Here is a 16929-nt window from a genome sequence, read left to right as displayed (position 1 = left end):
CGGCGTAACCGCTGACCCGGGCTACCGCATGACAAACGGCTGGAAACAGGTCGCCCCGCCGGGGAGGGCGACCGCCTACAGCGGCCGCGCGTACTGGAGCATCACCTGCAGCAGCACGTTGGCGCCGGCGGCGACGTGCTCCGGCGAGGCATACTCCATTTCGTTATGGCTGATCCCATCCTTGCAGGGGATAAAAATCATCCCGGTCGGCGCCAGGTAGCTCATATACACTGCGTCATGCCCGGCGCCGGAGACGATCGGCCGCGCCGGGTAGCCCAGCCGCTGCGCGGCATCGGCAATGGCCTGCTGGCATTCGCCATCGAAGGGCGCCGCCGGATAGTGGCTCACCTGCTTCAGGGCCACCTGCAGACCGCTTTCCCGCTCAACCTCCGCGATAAACGCCCGCAGCTGGCGATCCATTTCATCCACCAGCGCATCGCTGAGATTGCGCATATCAATGGAGAAGGTGACCTCTCCGGGCACCACGTTGCGGCTGTTGGGCCACACCTGCACGCTGCCGACGGTGCCGCGTCCCTCTTCGCTGCGTCCGGCAATGGCTACCACCTCCTGCATAATGCGGGTCGCCACCTGCATGGCATCCTGACGCAGGCGCATCGGCGTGGGCCCGGCATGCGACGCCTGACCGGTCACCACGCAGTCGTACCAGCGGATCCCCAGCACGCCCTGCACGATACCGATGGTTTTCGCTTCATCTTCGAGAATCGGCCCCTGCTCAATGTGCGCCTCAAAATAGGCGCCGACGGGATGCTCTCCCGGGGTCTGCTCGCCGATATAGCCGATCTGCGCCAGCGCCTCGCCGACGCTGACGCCCTCTTTATCCGTGACGGCCCAGGTCTCCTCCAGCGGGAAGACCCCGGCAAAGACCCCGGAGCCCATCATCACCGGCACAAAGCGCGACCCCTCTTCGTTGGTCCAGAACACCACCTCAATCGGCGCCTCGGTGGCAATCTGCAGATCGTTGAGCGTGCGCACCACCTCCAGCGCCGCCAGCACGCCGTAGTTGCCGTCAAATTTGCCGCCGGTGGGCTGGGTGTCGATATGGCTGCCGGAGACGATGGGCGGCAGGCTGGGGTTGCGCCCTTCCCGACGCATAAACACATTGCCGATTTTATCGATGGTGACGCTCATCCCGGCCTCCCGCGCCCAGCCAATCACCCGATCCCGCCCCTGACGGTCGAGGTCGGTGAGGGTCAGACGGCGGCAGCCGCCCTTCGGCGTGGCGCCGATCTGCGCGAGATCCATTAACGACGCCCACAGGCGGTCGCCATTGATGCGCCAGCCGGTGGTGTCGGTGGCGGGGGTAAAAAGTACATCACAGCTCATGGTGGTCTCCTGACATCAAGGTCGCCGCCAGCGCAACCGGCGGTGGGAAAAAAGGCATCAGCGCCTGGTCTTCATCGTGGTGTGTTGCCGCCGGTCAGACGGCCAGGGCCTGCGCGTTGGCGTCAATCGCCAGCTCGCGCCAGCGGTGGCAACTCACCGCATGGCGCTCCGCGACGGATTCCGTCGGCGGCAGGCTCTGCTCGCAGACCGGGCGACGGTGCGGGCAGCGCTCGGCAAAGGCGCAGCCGGGCGGCAAGCGCGCCAGATCCGGCGGCGCGCCGGGAATGCAGTGCAGGGCATCGCCTTTCTTAAGCCCCTCTTTCGGCCGGCTGCCCAGCAGCACCCGGGTATAAGGATGGCGTGGGTGGCGCAGGATCTCACTCATAGAAGCCTCCTCGACGATCCGCCCGGCGTACATCACCGCCACCCGGTCGGCGATCTCCACCGCGGCGCCGATGTCGTGGGTCACAAACACGATCGACAGCCCGCGCTGCTTTTGCTGCTCGCGCAGCAGGATCAGGATCTGGATTTGCACCGTGGCGTCGAGGGCGGTGGTCGGCTCATCCGCCAGCAGCAGCTGCGGGTTACAGGAGAGCGCGAGGGCGATCATCGCCCGCTGGCGCATCCCGCCGGACATCTCGTGCGGGTAAGCGTCCAGCCGCCGCTCGGGGCTGGGAATGCGCACCTGGCGCAGGGCCTCCAGTGCCCTGTCCCGGGCCGCCTGGCGCGACAGCCCTTCGTGGCGACGCAGCCCTTCAATAATCTGCTGCCCAACGGTGTAGACCGGGTCGAAGGCCAGTAGCGGCTCCTGAAAAATCATCGCGCAGCGCCCGCCGCGGTAGCGCCGCAGCTGGCTGGCGCTCATCGTCAGCACCGCGTCGTCACCCACCCGCAGGGTGCCGGAGAGCTCACTGCTCCCCGGCGGGTGCAGGCGCATCAGCGCCCGCAGGGTCACGCTCTTGCCGGAACCCGACTCGCCAATCAGCGCCATCACCTCCCCCTTTTGTACGTCAAAGGAGACCCCGTTGACCGCGTTGATGGTCTGCCCGTCGCGGCGAAAGACGACCCGCAGGTCGCGCACATGGACAAAGGCGTTATCCGACATGGCTGACCTCCTTAAGGGGGATGCTCTGATGCCAGAGCGAGGCCGGCTGCGCCATCAGGCAGGCGCTCTGGTGCCCCTCCCCGACCGCCTCCAGCCGCGGTTTCACTTCGGCGCAGACCGCCTTCGCATGCGGGCAGCGGGTGTGAAAGCGACAGCCGCTCGGCGGCGCGATGGGGCTGGGGGGATCGCCGCTCAGCGGCGAGGTCAGGGTGCGGTGTTCCGGGTCCATGGAGGGCATGGAGCTTAACAGCGCCCGGGTATAGGGGTGGGCGGAGGCGGTAAACAGCTGCTCCGCCGGGCCGATCTCTACCACTTCGCCAAGGTACATAACGAGGATCCGATCCGACAGCCAGCGAACCACGTGCAGATCGTGGCTGATAAACACATAGGTCAGCTCGAGGGTGCGTTTTAGCTCCTGCAGCAGCTGCAGCACCTGAGCTTCCACCGATTTATCCAGTGCCGACACCGCCTCATCAAGAATGACCAGCCGCGGCTTCATCGCCAGCGCGCGGGCGATATTCACCCGCTGCCGCTGGCCGCCGGAGAGCGCATGCGGGTAGCGGTCGGCAAAGCGCGCCGGTTCAAGGCCGACGTGCGCCAGCAGATAGCGGGCGTATTCGCTGGCCTCTCTGGCGCTGACGCCGTGGACGCGCTGGCCGAAGGCGATACTCTCCTCCATGGTCATGCGCGGATTGAGCGAGGCATAGCTATCCTGGAAAACCATCTGCACCTGGCGACGGTAGGCTTTCATGGGCAGACGCGACGAGCCAACCTCCAGCCCGTCGAAGATCAGTTCGCCGCTGTCCTGGGTGAGCAGCTGCATCAGCAGTCGGGCGGTGGTCGATTTGCCGCAGCCCGACTCGCCGACCACCCCCAGGGTTTCACCTTTCATCACCGTGAAGCTGATATCGTCCACCGCCTGGACCACCTCCCGGCCTTTGCCGCCGCGGAAGTACTTCAGCAGGTGATTGACCTTCAGCAGCGGCTGCGCCGGCCCGCCGAGATCGATATTGATAAAGGGTTGCATCGCTTACTCCTTAATCGCCATTGCCGCACGCAGGCGGTCCGCGAGGATATTGAACGAAATGGAGGTGATAAAAATCATCAGGCCCGGCAGGGCGGCCACCCACGGCTGGGTATAGATTGCCGTGCGCAGGGTATTGAGCATCAGCCCCCACTCGGGCTCCGGCGGCCGCACGCCGAGGCCGAGAAACGACAGGCCGGAGGCGAGGATCATGCACACCGAAATCAGCCCGGTGGAGAAGACGAAGATCGGCCCGAGCACGTTACCCAGCACCTGGACGCGGATAATGGTCAATGCGCTGGCGCCGGTGGCCCGGGCGGCGTCGATATAGTCCATATGCCGTACCTGGGCGGTCACGCTCTCGGCAATCCGCGCCACCTGCGGGACAAACACCAGGGTCAGCGACAGCAGCGCATTGTCGATGCCCGCCCCCAGCGCCCCCGACAGCGCAATCGCCAGCAGGACCGAGGGAAAGGCATAGAACACATCCACGGTGCGCATAATCACGGTATTGATTTTGCCGCCCATGTAGCCGGCGATGATCCCGATGGCGCCGCCGATAAAAAAGGCGAACACCACCGGGACAATCCCCATAAACAGCGACAGCCGGGTGCCGAGAATCAGTCGCGACAGCATGTCGCGCCCCAGCTCATCAGAGCCCAGCGGGAAGCCGTCGCTGCCGATGGGCTTCAGGCGCAGGAACATTGACGTTTGATAGGGGTCTTTGACGATAAGCCATGGCCCTAACAGCGCCAGGGCCAGCAGCAGCAGGATCACTACCCCCACCACCACGCCGCCGGGATCGCGCAGTAAGCGGCGCAGCACGCCGCGCCAGTAACCTTGCCGGGAAGCGTTGGCCGGCGCGGCCGGGACCGCTTTCGTCGTTGCCGTATCCACCATGGTCAGCTCCTCTTAATGCGCGGGTCGAGGGTGGCCTGCAGAATATCCACCAACAGGTTGAGCAACACGAAAAACAGCGCCAGCACCCAGATAGTGCCCTGCAGCAGGGGCAAGTCGCGCTGAAAGATGGCGGTGTTGAGCAGCAGCCCGGTCCCCGGCCAGGAGAAGACGGTCTCCACGAGGATCGAGCCGCCCATCAGATAGCCCACCTGCAGCCCCATCACCGCCAGCGCGGTTGGCGCGGCATTTTTCATGACGTGGACAAAGATGCGCGATTCGTTAAGGCCGCGGGCGCGCAGGCCAACGATAAACTCCTGGCTGAGGATATCGGCTACCTGCGAGCGCACGGTGCGGGCGATAATCCCGGTCGGGATCACCGACAGCGTGATGGCCGGCAGCAGCATGAACTGCAGGTGCGCCCAGTCCCATTGCCAGCCCACCTCGCCTATCGGCCCGCCGCCGGTGGCCGGCAGCAGCGCGAACTTGACGCTGCAGAGGATCACCAACAGCATCCCCAGCCAGTAATGCGGCACGCTGACGCCAAACACCGACAACACCGAGGCCAGACGGTCAATGACGCTGTTGCGAAAATAGCCGGCGACAAAGCCAAACAGGCTGCCGAGGACGAAGCCGATCGCCGTCGCCAGCAGCGCCAGGCGCAGGGAGTAAGCCACTGCGGTCATCACCTCGTCTATCACCGGGCGGCCGGTGGCGACCGACATACCGAGGTCGCCGTGCAGTGCCCGCCACAGCCAGTGGATAAACTGCAGAGGCAGCGGCTTATCAAAGCCGTAGGCCTGCATCAGCGTCTGGCGCAGCGCCTCCGAGGCGTCCGGCGGCATCACCGACACCAGCGGGTCGCCCGGCGCGATCTGCACCAGCATGAAACAGATCACCGCCACCCCAAGCATGGTGGGGATAGCCAGCAGAATGCGGTATAGCAGCGTATTGATCATCGGTTGCCCCTTTCGCGATTACTCTTTTTTGCTCACCAGGCTGAGGTCGATAAACCAGCTCTGCGGTTGCACCACTCCGGTCACCGCGGGCGAAATCGCGCGCGGCCCGACGTCGTGGGCGACAAACAGGAACGGCACCTGATCCACCAGCGCGGCGTGCAGATCGCCGGCGGCTTTATTCATCGCTTCCGGGGTAAAGGCGTGCTTGACGGCGGCGGCGAGTTTTTCCGTCTCTGGGGTGGCGAAGTAGCCCCAGTTGGTCGCCACCGGCGGAAACGCTTTGGCGGTCGAGAAGCGGATCAGGCCAAAATAGGGATCATTGACTGCGGCGCTGACGTTGATCGCGTCGATCCCTTTTGCCGAGGGATCCCGGGCGCCCAGGCGCCAGTTGGTGAACAGGGTGTTCCATTCCACCACTTTAATATCCACATTGAAGAAGCAGCTCTTCAGGCTCTGCTGGATATACTCGTTCATCGGCAAGGGCTGCATCTGCCCGGAGCCGGAGGCCGAGGTGGCCACCGTGACGTGCAGCGGCTTGCCGGCGCTGTATCCAGCCTCGGTCATCAGTTGACGGGCGGCGTCCGGGTCATATTTGATCTGGAAGGTGGGTTTGCCATGCCACGGGCTGTCGGCCTCGTAGACCCCGGTGGCCTCGGTCATGTAGCCGCCGAGGTAGCTCTTCAGCTCGGCGCGGTTCAGACACAGGTTGGCCGCTTTGCGCACCCGAATGTCCTGCCACGGCGATCCTTTTTCAAAGGAGAACTGCCAGGGCCACAGGTGCGGCTGGGTGTTGGCGTAAAGGTGAAAACCCTGAGACTTGATCTGATCGATGGCGTCCGGCGCCGGGGCTTCAATCCAGTCCACCTGCTTCGACAGCAGCGCCGCGGTGCGGGCGTTGGCCTCCGGCAAAGGGATCAGCACCACCTTATCCACCCGGGGAATGCGATCTTTGTTCCAGTAGTCGGGGTTTTTCGCGAGGATCAGCTGCTGCCGCGGCACCAGCTTCTCCAGTTTGAACGGGCCGCTGCCCACCGCATGGGCGGCGAAGACGGTCCACGCCTGTTTGCTGCGCGCGGCGCTATCCCCCGCGCTGGCCGGCACCGCGTCATACTGCTTCTGCCACGCCGTGGGCGAGACAATAAACAGGTTGGTGATGTTGTACGGCAGCAGCGCGTCCGGTTCCGAGGTGGTCAGCGCCACAGTGTGGTCGTCAATTTTCTCCGCGCCGGTGAGGGTCGGCATCCGCGACAGGGTGTTGCCGATCTGCCCCGGGGCGTACTGCGGCGCTGCTTTATTGAGCACCTTATCCACGTTCCAGACGATGGCGTCGGCGTTCACCTCCGTCCCATCATGAAACTTCACCCCCGGACGCAGGGTGAAAATCCAGCGGCTGGTGTTCTGCGGATCGATGTGCCACTCGGTCGCCAGCCCCGGCACCAGACCGCTGGGCTTTTCACCTTGCGACAGATCCCACTCCACCAGCGCGTCATACAGCGGGATGCCGGTAAAGCGGTTGCCCTCATAGCCCTGATCCGGCTGGCCGAGGGTTAACGGAATATCCGCGGCGGTCATGGCGATCCGCAGCGTGGAGGCGTTGGCAGGTAAGGCGGCGCCCGCCAGGGCCAGTGCGCCGCTCACCGCCACGGCGAGACGACCGGCACGCGAAAATAACGTTGTTTTGTGCATCACATGATCCCTGTTAAATAAAGTGTCACGAATTAACAGGCAAAATGCGTACCAGCTCTTGCGCGGGCGGAAATAGGCCGAAACCGACCGATAAAATAAGAAGGACTTATATTATCACCATGATAATTATGGGAAAATAATTGCACCTTATTCCGTCGCACCGCCAGCGGGAAATATGTTGCAGAATTGCACCAGTCGCTATATGGCAAATTTCAAATAATCACTCTGCGTCACTTTTTTATTCATCCCCGTCCTCCGCCGCGGCGTATTCTCCGTCGGGATCAATCCCTTCTATACTTCAGGGAACACATCGACCGGGAGAGACTATGCCTTTAGCCGATTTTCACCGCTCCGATCCTTTTACCCTCGGTATCGAACTGGAGCTGCAGGTGGTGAACCCGCCGGGTTACGACCTCAGCCAGGATGCCTCGACGCTGATTGCCGACGTCCAGCATGAGCTGACCGTGGGAGAAGCCAAGCACGATATCACCGAGAGCATGCTGGAGATCGCCACCGGGGTGTGCCGCGACATCAGCCATGCGCAAATCCAGCTCAGCGCCATCCAGCAGGCGGTCCAGCGCGCGGCGCTGCATCATCATCTGCAGATCTGCGGCGGGGGTTCCCACCCCTTTCATGCCTGGCAGCGCCAGCAGATCAGCGACAATCCGCGCTATGTCAAAACCGTCGAGCATTTTGGCTATCTGGCGCAGCAGGCGACGGTCTTTGGCCAGCATGTGCACGTCGGCTGCCAGAGCGGCGACGACGCCATCTATCTGCTGCACGGCTTGTCGCGCTTTGTGCCGCACTTCATCGCCCTCAACGCCGCCTCGCCGTGGTTCGACAGCACCGACAGCCGCTTCGCCTGTTCGCGCCTCAACCGCTTCTCCTCCTATCCCGACAACGGTCCGATGCCGTGGGTGGCCGACTGGCAGGGGTTTCGTCGCCTGTTCCGCCAGCTGAGCTACACCAGCATGATCGACAGCATGAAGGATCTGCACTGGGATATTCGCCCCAGCCCGCAGTTTGGGACCGTCGAGGTGCGGGTGATGGACACTCCCCTGACCCTCGCCCAGGCGATCCATATCGCCGGCTTTATACAGACCCTGGCCTGCTGGCTGTTGACGGAGCGTCCTTTTAAGCACCAGCCTGACGATTATCTGCTGTATCCTTTTAATCGCTATCAGGCCTGCCGCTACGGGCTGGACGGGACCCTTACCGACGTGCGCAGCGGGGAGCAGCGCAGCATCCGCCAGGAGATCCTGCAGCTCGCCGACCGGCTGGCTCCTTTCGCCCATCAGCTGAAGGCGACGGCGGCGCTGGAGGCGGTGGTTCGCCAGGCGAAATCGCCGCACAGCGAGGCGCAGCAGATGCGCGAGTTTATCGCCAACGGCGGTTCGCTTTCCGGGCTGGTGCAAAAACACTGTGAGATTTGGGCGGCATAAGACAGCGAGGCGGGTATACTCGGCGCAGACCATAGAAAGGATTGCCCATGTTATTACGCTGCCTGCTCCCCCTGGCGCTGCTGCCCCTGGCCGCCGTCGCCAGCGCCGCCTGTACCCTCACCGACCCGACGCTAACCCTGCAGAGCTATCGGGTGGATGCGCAGAAAGAGCGCATTGCAATGTACTGGCAGGATCGGCACGGTAAAGCCTGGGGTTCCCTGCGTTCGCTGCTGGCGGGTATCGATGGCGATGGCCGGGTGCAGATGGCGATGAACGGCGGCATTTACGATAAGGCCTACGCGCCGCTGGGGCTGTATATCGAAGACGGCAAACGCCTGACGCCGGTAAACCGCTCCGCCGGCGGCGGGAACTTCTTTATCCGCCCCGGCGGCGTATTCCTGGTGGAGAACGGCCGGGCGAAAATCGTGCCGCTGCCGGCGTACAAACGCTCTCCCGCCATCCGCTATGCGGTGCAGTCCGGCCCGATGCTGATTGAGAATGGCGTCATCAACTGGCGGCTGAAGCCCTCCGCCAGCTCGCGCAAACTGCGCAACGGGGTTGGCATCGATAAGCAAGGCCGGGTGGTGTTTATGCTCAGCGATCGCGAGACCAACTTCTATGATTTTGCCTGCTATGCGCAGTCAAAGCTTGGGGTGCGGCAGATGCTTTATCTCGACGGCACCCTGTCGAAGATGTACCGCAAAGGCGGCAGCGTGCCGTGGCAATATCATCCGTTCGTGACCATGATAACGGTGGAGAGGAAATAGCGGGCGCGTTTGGGGGCGGCCATTCCAGCCAGGAGAGTGAATAAATTAACGGCAGGCCGGGCAAGGTATTGCCGCCGTGCCCGATGTCCTTGCCCGGTGGCGCTGCGCTTACCGGGCCTACAGAGTCTGTTCGCTATGATATGGCCCCTGAAATCTACGGGCGTGCAGCAGGGCCGATTCCCGCTGAAATCGGCTAACCGGAGGTCGGCAGATAAGGCGGGGCTCACGCCCAAACGCAACGTGAACGCAAAACCCACCCTCACCCTACCCCTCTCCCAAAGGGAGAGGGGACCGCCCGGTAGTCGTTGCAGCCTGGAGTATCCCCGTTACCGACCGGTAGCGCCGCGCTTACCCCCGCCGATGCGCCCACTCGCGCATACGCTGAAACAGCACATACAGCGAAGGAATAAACAGGATGCCAACCATCGTCGCCACCAGCATTCCGCTGAACACCGTGGTGCCGATGATCCGCCGGCTCTGCGCCCCGGCGCCGGTGGCGAGCATCATCGGCATGATGCCGATAATAAACGACACCGCGGTCATCATCACCGCGCGGAAGCGGCGGGTGGCGCCCTCGCGCGCGGCGTCGACTATCGACAATCCCTCTTCGCGCCGGCTGCGGGCAAACTCAACGATCAGAATCGCATTCTTCGCCGCCAGGGCGATCAGCAGCACCAGTCCTATCTGGACATACACATCGTTGGCATAGCCCGCCGTCCACAGCCAGAGCAGCGCTCCGCCGATGGCGAACAGCACCGAAAGCATGACGCTCGCCGGCAGCGTCCAGCTCTCATACTGCGCCACCAGGAACAGCCACGCCATCGCCACCGCCGCCAGCACGATCCACACCGCCTGATTGCCGGTCTGCTGCTCCTGCCAGGAGATGCCGCTCCAGGCGTAGTCATACCCCGGAGGCAGATGGGCCTGCAGAATCTGCTCCATGGCCGCCATCGCCGTACGGCTGCTGACCCCCTCGGCCGCTGAACCGCTCACCGACACGGACGGGAACTGGTTGTACTGCTGAATAAACGGCGCCCCCACCGTCGGCGTAATGGTGACCAGATTGCTCAGCCGCACCCGCTCGCCGTCGCGGCTGCGGACGTACAGCTCGCTAATCTGCTCAGCCCGCTCGCGCCACTGCATCTCATTTTGCATCACCACATGATAGACACGGTTGTTAAGGCTGAAATCGCCGGCGCGCGTGCCACCGAACGCCGTCTGCAGGCTGCTGAAGATCTGCGCCACCGGCACATCCAGCAGCGCCGCCCGATCGCGGTCGACCGTCAGGGTCAGCTGCGGCACGTTGCTGCTCCAGGTGGTAAACACCCGGCTCAGCTGCGGATGCTGGTTCGCCAGTTGAAGGATCTCCCGCGTCACCTGCTCCAGCTCCGCCGACGACTGACCGGCCTGCGCCAGGATGCGCAGGTCAAATCCCGAGGCATTGCCCAGGCCCGGCAGGGTCGGCGGCGCGAAGGTCATGATCGTCGCCTCCGGCAGCGACAGCAGCTGGCGCTGGATATCCGCCATCACCGTATCCAGCGGCGGCCGCTGATGCCAGTCCTTGAGCATCACCGAGATAAACCCGCCGTTAGCGGCGCTGGTGCCGTTGAGAATGTTGAAGCCGGACACCTGAATCACATCCTCCACCGCCGGGTTAGCCATCAGCAGCTTGCGCGCCTGGGCCATCACCGCTTCGGTACGCTCCAGCGACGCCGCCTCCGGCAGCTGCACGCTGGCAAACAGGTAACCCTGATCTTCCTGCGGCAGGAAGCCTTTCGGCATTGAGCTAAAGCTGAACGCCACCAGCGCGCCCGCCGCGACCGTCGCCGCCAGCGCCAGCCAGGGGCGGCGGTTCATCCAGCCAACCAGCCGGCCATAGCCGTCGCGGGTGCCGTCGAGGAGACGGTTAAACGCCCGCCACACCGCCGCCGGCCGGGCGGGACGCGGGCGCAGCAGCAGCGCGCAGAGGGCCGGGGTCAGGGTTAACGCCACCAGGCTCGACAGGGCCACCGCGGTGGAGAGCGTCACGGCAAACTGCCGATACAGCTCGCCGACGATCCCCGGGAGCAGCGCCACCGGCACAAACACCGCCAGCAGCACCAAGGTCGTAGCGATCACCGGCCCGGCGATCTGCCGCAGCGCCTGGGCGGTGGCCTGCAGGCGATCCAGCCCTTCCGCCATTTTGGTTTCCACATTCTCCACCACCACAATGGCGTCATCCACCACCATCGTCAGGGCGAGAATGATCGCGAACAGGCTGAGGGTGTTGGCGCTGTAGCCCAGCAGATAGAGCACCGCAAAGGTGCCGATCAGTGACACAGGGATTGCCAGCACTACGATCAGCGTCGCCCGCCAGCTCTGCAGGAACAGCGACACCACCACGACCACCGCCAGCAGGGTCAGCGCCAGCGAGACGCCGATCTCTTTGATCGTCGCCGCCACAAAGCGGGTGGTATCGAACTTCACCTCCCAGGTGAGATCCGCCGGAAAGCGGGTGTGCAGGCGGTTAAGCTCAGCGCGCACTGCGCTGGCGACCTGCAGGGCATTGGCGGTGGGCGTCGGGTAGATACCCAGATAGGCCGAGGCTTTACCGTTCAGCTGCGCGCCGGAGCTGTAGCTGCGGGCGCCCAGCTCAATGGTCGCCACGTCAGCGAGGCGAACCAGCTGCCCCTGCGCGCCGCGGCGGAGGATAATCTCGCCAAAGCTGGCCGCCTCGTTCAGACGCCCCAGCCCGTTGATGGTCAGCGTCTGCTGCTGACCGTTGAATACCGGCGGGGTGCCCACCTGCCCCGCCGCGCCCTGCACATTCTGCTCGCGCAGCGCCTGGGCAACGTCATCCGTGGTGATGTTGAGGGCGTTCATGCGGTCCGGACGCAGCCAGATGCGCATACTGTAATCCCGGGCGCCAAACATCTGCACCTCGCCGACGCCGGGCAGGCGCGCCAGCGCCTCGCGTACCTGGGTGCTGGCGTAGTTACTGACAAACAGCGGCGACAGCGTGCCCAGCGGCGAATAAAGGCTTACCCCCATCAGCAGGTTGCTGGCGCGCTTGCGTACCTGGACCCCATTCTGCTGCACCTCCGCCGGGAGCTGCGCCAGCGCCTGCGACACCCGGTTTTGCACGTCGATCGCCGCCAGGTCGGCATCGGTGCCCGCCGCGAAGGTAATACTCAGGCGGTACGTTCCCTCATCCGAGCTGGTGGACTCCATATACAGCATATGATCGACGCCGTTGAGCTGGGTCTCCAGCGGGGCGGCGATAGCCTCCGCCACGTCTGACGCGCTGGCGCCTGGCCAGCTGGCGGTAACGTTCACCACCGGAGGCGTGATCGCCGGGTACTGCTCCACCGGGATCAGCTTCAGCGACACCGCGCCGACAAAGGTCAGCAGCAGCGCGATCACCATGGCAAATCGCGGACGACGGATAAAAAAGGTCAGCATCCCTTCTCCTTACTTAGTTCAGCACCTGTACCGCGGCGCCTTCGCGTAAACGCTGCGCGCCGTCGGTGATCACCTGCTCGCCCGCCTGCAGCCCTTTCTCAACCGCAAACTGCTGCCCCTGCTGCCCGGCGAGGGTCAGACGACGCTGCCCGGCGGTATGGTCCGGCTTCAGCACCCAGCTGAAAAAGCCCTGCGGATCCTGCTGCACGGCGGCGGCCGGGATCATCACCCGTGACTGCAGCTCCTGCGGACGGAACAGGATTGTTACGCTGCCCCCCGGCAGCAGACGGTGCTGCGGATTGGCGAACTCCGCCCGCACCGCCACGCTGCCGGTGCGGGCATCAATCCGGTTATCGATGGAGGTCAACACCCCATCGCGCCGTTTGCCATCCACGTCAATCTGCGCCAGCCACGCCTGCTTCAGAGCGTGGATGTCGGCATGCTGGCCGGTTTTGCTGAAAAACGCGGCTTCGTCGAGGGCGAACGACACCCGCACCGGATCCAGCTGCACAATGTCCACCAGCACTCCGCTGGATGGGTTAATCAGCGTCCCGACGTGAAAGGCGCTGTGGCCCACCCGTCCGGTCACCGGCGCCGCAATCCGGGTATAACTGAGCACAATCTGCTGGGCCTCGACGCGGGCTTTCGCCTGCTGCACGGCGGCGGCGGCGACGTCGCGCTGCATCCGGGCTGTGTCGACGTCGTTGCGGCTGATGGAGTGGTTGTTGATGAGTCGCTCGTAGCGAGTGAGCAGCTGTTGCGACTGGCGTAATGAGGCCTCTGCGCTTTTCAGCTCGGCCTGCGCCAGGGCCAGCGCCGCGCGGGGCTGTGCGTCGTCGAGGGTAAACAGCAGGTCGCCCTCGGTCACATACTGCCCGTCCTGGAAGTGGCGCTGAACAATCACCCCTTCGGTGCGCGCGCGAATGTCGACGGCGCGGATTGCCTCGACCCGTCCGGGGATGGCGCGTTCTTCAGCATGAGGAGCCAGTTCGGCTGTGGCGACACGGACCGGCACCGCCGGCGCGGCGGTGGCCGTCAGGGCGCTGCTGGCCAGGGCGCTAGCCAGCAGCGCAAAGCGGAAGGTTTTAATCATAGGGGATCCTTGCGACAGTAACGCGCGCCTGCGGCGAGGCGCGCGAGATCGATCAGGCCGTTTTGCGGAACCGGCGCGTCAGACGCTTCTCGATTTCCACCACCAGGAACATGGCGATGCCGATGACCAGGGTGACAAACCAGTAGCGCAGCGGCAGCGCTTCCGTGCCAAACATGTTCTGCATCAGCGGGACATAGATAATCACCAGCTGCATCAGCAGCAGGACACCGGTCACCAGCCAGATGCCTTTGTTGCGCAGCAGGCCCATGCTCAGGGAGAAGCTGTCGCTGCTGCGGCAGTTGATCATGTAGACCCACTGCGCCGTCACCAGCATCTGCAGCAGCACGGTGCGGATAAACTCCGGACTGTGGCCGCGCGGCGCCAGCCAGGCCTCAAGGATAAAGGCGGCAATAGCAATCATAGACCCGACAAAAGCCACCCGCCACACGGCGAAACCATCCATCACGTGCTGGCCGGTTTTACGCGGCGGGCGGTTCATCACGTTGCGCTCCGCGGCCTCAAAGGCCAGGCCGAAGGAGAGCGTCGCCGACGTCGCCATGTTCATCCACAGGATCAGCACCGGGGTCAGCGGAATCATGTTCCCCGCCAGCAGGGCGATGATGATCAGCAGCCCCTGCGCCAGGTTGGTCGGCATGATGAAGAGGATGGTCTTCTTCAGGTTGTCATAGACCCGGCGCCCCTCTTTTACCGAGCTGGCGATGGTGGCGAAGTTATCATCGGTCAACACCATGTCAGCCGCCTCTTTGGTGACTTCGGTACCTTTGATACCCATCGCGATACCCACGTCGGCCTGGCGCAGCGCCGGCGCGTCGTTGACGCCGTCGCCGGTCATGCCGACCACTTCGCCGTTATCCTGCAGGGCTTTCACCAGGCGCAGCTTATGCTCCGGACTGGTGCGGGCAAAGATGTCGTACTCCACCGCCGCCTTCGCCAGCGCCGCATCGTCCATGTGCTCCAGCTGGTAGCCGGTCATGGCCTGGCTGCTGTTGGTGATCCCCAGCATCTGGCCGATGCTCATCGCCGTCTGCGGGTGGTCGCCGGTGATCATCTTCACGCGGATGCCGGCGGTCTGGCAGGCGTGGATAGCGTCAATGGCTTCCGGACGCGGCGGATCCATCATCCCGGCTATGCCGAGGAAAATCAGTCCCTCCTGCAGATCCTCATGGTTCAACGTGGTGGCATCAAGGCTGGCCGGCTTACAGGCCGCCGCCACCATGCGCAGTCCCTGACGGGCGAAGCGCGCCATCTCCTCTTCCCAGTACTGCGCCTCGAACGGCACCGCGCCCTGGCGGCTCATCTGCTCACGGCACATGCCGAAGATGACGTCCGGCGCACCGGTGATTAACACCCGGGCATCGCCATCGATGTGCTGCAGTGTGGACATATATTTGTACTGCGAGTCAAAGGGGATCTTGGCCACCAGACGGGCCTCCACCGCCGGGAGCTGCGCTTTCGCCGCCAGCACCTTCAGCGCCCCTTCGGTTGGCCCGCCGGTGATCCCCCACAGGCCGCGCTCATCCTGGATAAGCTGGCTGTCGTTGCACAGGTCGATGGTGCGCAGCCAGGTCTCCAGCACGGTACCCGGCTGAACCTGCACGGGCTCATCGCTCCCCTCAAGGAAGATCCGCCCCTGCGGCTCATAGCTGTCGCCTTCCACCCGGTAGCAGCAGTCGGCGGTGATGATCGCCTTGACGGTCATTTCGTTCATTGTCAGGGTGCCGGTTTTATCCGAGCAAACCACGGTCATGGCGCCGAGGGTTTCCACGGTCGGCAGCTTACGAATAATCGCCCGCTTGCGCGCCATCGTCTGCACGCCGAGCGACAGAATAATTGAAATGATCGCCGGCAGCCCCTCCGGTACCGCGGCCACCGCCAGGCTAATCAGCGACAGCAGCAGCTCGCCCATCGGGATATCCCGCAGCGCGAGGCTGAAGATAAACAGCGCCACCATCATGGCGAGGATAATGACGAAAATCGCTTTGCCGAGCTTATCCATTTGCACCAGCAGCGGGGTGCGGTGCTTCTCAATGCCCGCCATCATCTGGTTAATGTGGCCGAGTTCGGTCTGCGCGCCGGTGGCGGTCACCACGCCGACGCCGCCGCCGGCGCTGACGGTGGTCCCGGAGAAGACCATGTTCACCCGGTCGCCCAACGGCAGGTCGCCTTCCAGCGCGTCGGTGATTTTATCCACCACCGTCGACTCGCCGGTGAGGATCGCCTCTTCCACCCGCAGGTTGTGCGTTTCAATCAGCCGCATGTCCGCCGGCACGCGGTCGCCGGCGCGCAGGATAACGATATCTCCCGGAACCAGGTCGCGCGTCGGGATAGTCTCATGTTTGCCGTTACGCTGGACGCGGGCATCGCTGGAGAGCATGTTGCGGATCCCCTGCAGGGACTTTTCGGCGTTGCTCTCCTGGATATGGCCGATCAGGGCGTTAATCACCGTCACGCCGAGGATCACCAGGGTATCGACCCAGTGCCCCATGATGGCGGTCAGCGCCGCGGCGGCCAGCAGCACGTAAATCAGTACGTCGTTAAAGTGGGCAAGAAAGCGCAGCCAGGCCGGTTTCCCTTTCTTTTCCGGCAGCGCGTTCGGCCCACAGCTATTCAGGCGCTCGGCGGCGTCTGCGGAACTTAACCCAGCGGCCTGGCTTTTGGTCTGCGCCAGCACTGCGTCAACGGTCTGCTGCCAGACCTGCCGTGGCGCGGTGTCGCCCGAGGGCGTCGTAAACTTTGGGTTATTCATCTTGGTCAAATTACATTTTCCTTATAAATTCCGTGAGTCGGAAAGCCTGAAATCATTCCTGGCCAATGCAGTAAAAGGTGGCGAAAAAGCCGATAAAAATGTGAACCAATACAAGCCTAAATTTTTCGCAAAATAAAAAATATGTGGTAAGTTAATTCCACGAGACAACTATTACAGAATATTAATAAACCAAAACTAAACGAGGTTAAATATGTTTGGAATCTACCGCGGACGCCGTCTGGCGCTGTACATCTTGCTGGCCATCATCGCTGCCACGCTGGTGGGATATAGCACTTATAGTTTTGTAAAAGCGCTGGCATAATAATGACAGTAATTTACAGGAGACTGATTTTAATTTAATTACAAATTATTTCAGATTAATTAACATGGGAATAAAAGGCAGG

The 16929-nt window shown here is 63.3% G+C and carries 11 protein-coding genes; 2 read left to right on the top strand and 9 right to left on the bottom strand.

Features of this window, described 5'->3' with window-relative positions; genetic code table 11:
• Positions 1–75: 75 nt before the first annotated feature.
• The 6 genes from CE636_RS22190 to CE636_RS22165 all read right to left on the bottom strand — a co-directional run bounded on the left by CE636_RS22190 (position 76) and on the right by CE636_RS22165 (position 7015).
• Positions 76–1344 carry a Zn-dependent hydrolase gene (locus tag CE636_RS22190; RefSeq protein ID WP_017899023.1) on the bottom strand — a complete coding sequence of 423 codons (1269 nt, stop codon included), beginning with the start codon at positions 1342–1344 and terminating at the stop codon, positions 76–78.
• A gap of 94 nt (positions 1345–1438) precedes the next feature.
• The gene (locus tag CE636_RS22185; RefSeq protein WP_017899022.1) at positions 1439–2449 is read right to left on the bottom strand and encodes an ABC transporter ATP-binding protein; all 1011 of its coding nucleotides are present in this window, start codon (positions 2447–2449) and stop codon (positions 1439–1441) included.
• Positions 2439–3476: an ABC transporter ATP-binding protein gene (locus CE636_RS22180; protein ID WP_017899021.1), complete on the bottom strand. Its 1038-nt coding sequence runs from the start codon at positions 3474–3476 to the stop codon at positions 2439–2441. Before CE636_RS22180 ends, CE636_RS22185 begins: the two co-directional genes overlap by 11 nt.
• 3 nt (positions 3477–3479) lie before the next feature.
• The gene (locus CE636_RS22175) at positions 3480–4373 is read right to left on the bottom strand and encodes an ABC transporter permease (RefSeq protein WP_017899020.1); all 894 of its coding nucleotides are present in this window, start codon (positions 4371–4373) and stop codon (positions 3480–3482) included.
• 2 nt (positions 4374–4375) lie between these two features.
• Positions 4376–5329, bottom strand: a complete 954-nt coding sequence (locus tag CE636_RS22170; protein WP_017899019.1) for an ABC transporter permease — start codon at positions 5327–5329, stop codon at positions 4376–4378.
• A gap of 18 nt (positions 5330–5347) precedes the next feature.
• Positions 5348–7015, bottom strand: coding sequence for an ABC transporter substrate-binding protein (locus tag CE636_RS22165; protein ID WP_017899018.1), 1668 nt, complete (start codon positions 7013–7015; stop codon positions 5348–5350).
• A 326-nt stretch (positions 7016–7341) separates the two neighbouring features.
• Here CE636_RS22165 and CE636_RS22160 point away from each other — a divergent pair, with 326 nt between their 5' ends.
• Together CE636_RS22160 and CE636_RS22155 are read left to right on the top strand one after the other, a co-directional pair.
• On the top strand, positions 7342–8457 hold the full coding sequence (locus CE636_RS22160) for a YbdK family carboxylate-amine ligase (protein ID WP_004202501.1): 1116 nt from the start codon (positions 7342–7344) through the stop codon (positions 8455–8457).
• Positions 8458–8504: 47 nt separating this feature from the next.
• Entirely contained in the window at positions 8505–9224 is a 720-nt protein-coding gene (locus CE636_RS22155) for a phosphodiester glycosidase family protein (RefSeq protein ID WP_017899017.1), read from the top strand.
• A gap of 348 nt (positions 9225–9572) precedes the next feature.
• Here CE636_RS22155 and CE636_RS22150 read toward each other — a convergent pair whose 3' ends face one another.
• The 3 genes from CE636_RS22150 to CE636_RS22140 are packed head-to-tail and all read right to left on the bottom strand — an operon-like array spanning position 9573 to position 16534.
• A complete protein-coding gene (locus CE636_RS22150; protein ID WP_017899016.1) occupies positions 9573–12665 on the bottom strand; it encodes an efflux RND transporter permease subunit in 3093 nt (1030 codons plus the stop codon).
• Between the two features lie 13 nt (positions 12666–12678).
• Positions 12679–13758, bottom strand: coding sequence for an efflux RND transporter periplasmic adaptor subunit (locus CE636_RS22145; protein WP_004202498.1), 1080 nt, complete (start codon positions 13756–13758; stop codon positions 12679–12681).
• 52 nt (positions 13759–13810) lie between these two features.
• Positions 13811–16534 (bottom strand): cation-transporting P-type ATPase, encoded by a 2724-nt coding sequence (locus CE636_RS22140; protein ID WP_017899015.1) that lies wholly within the window; start codon positions 16532–16534, stop codon positions 13811–13813.
• Positions 16535–16929 lie beyond the last annotated feature (395 nt).

Origin of the sequence: Klebsiella sp. LY, assembly GCF_004010915.1 — a bacterium.
GTDB lineage: Bacteria > Pseudomonadota > Gammaproteobacteria > Enterobacterales > Enterobacteriaceae > Klebsiella > Klebsiella quasipneumoniae.
This window is presented reverse-complemented; position numbering and strand designations above follow the sequence as displayed.

Bases quoted from the DNA above. Each gene is read 5' to 3' on its own strand.
- CE636_RS22190 (WP_017899023.1), bottom strand. From the start codon at position 1,344: ATGAGCTGTGATGTACTTTTTACCCCCGCCACCGACACCACCGGCTGG.
- CE636_RS22185 (WP_017899022.1), bottom strand. From the start codon at position 2,449: ATGTCGGATAACGCCTTTGTCCATGTGCGCGACCTGCGGGTCGTCTTT.
- CE636_RS22180 (WP_017899021.1), bottom strand. From the start codon at position 3,476: ATGCAACCCTTTATCAATATCGATCTCGGCGGGCCGGCGCAGCCGCTG.
- CE636_RS22175 (WP_017899020.1), bottom strand. From the start codon at position 4,373: ATGGTGGATACGGCAACGACGAAAGCGGTCCCGGCCGCGCCGGCCAAC.
- CE636_RS22170 (WP_017899019.1), bottom strand. From the start codon at position 5,329: ATGATCAATACGCTGCTATACCGCATTCTGCTGGCTATCCCCACCATG.
- CE636_RS22165 (WP_017899018.1), bottom strand. From the start codon at position 7,015: ATGCACAAAACAACGTTATTTTCGCGTGCCGGTCGTCTCGCCGTGGCG.
- CE636_RS22160 (WP_004202501.1), top strand. From the start codon at position 7,342: ATGCCTTTAGCCGATTTTCACCGCTCCGATCCTTTTACCCTCGGTATC.
- CE636_RS22155 (WP_017899017.1), top strand. From the start codon at position 8,505: ATGTTATTACGCTGCCTGCTCCCCCTGGCGCTGCTGCCCCTGGCCGCC.
- CE636_RS22150 (WP_017899016.1), bottom strand. From the start codon at position 12,665: ATGCTGACCTTTTTTATCCGTCGTCCGCGATTTGCCATGGTGATCGCG.
- CE636_RS22145 (WP_004202498.1), bottom strand. From the start codon at position 13,758: ATGATTAAAACCTTCCGCTTTGCGCTGCTGGCTAGCGCCCTGGCCAGC.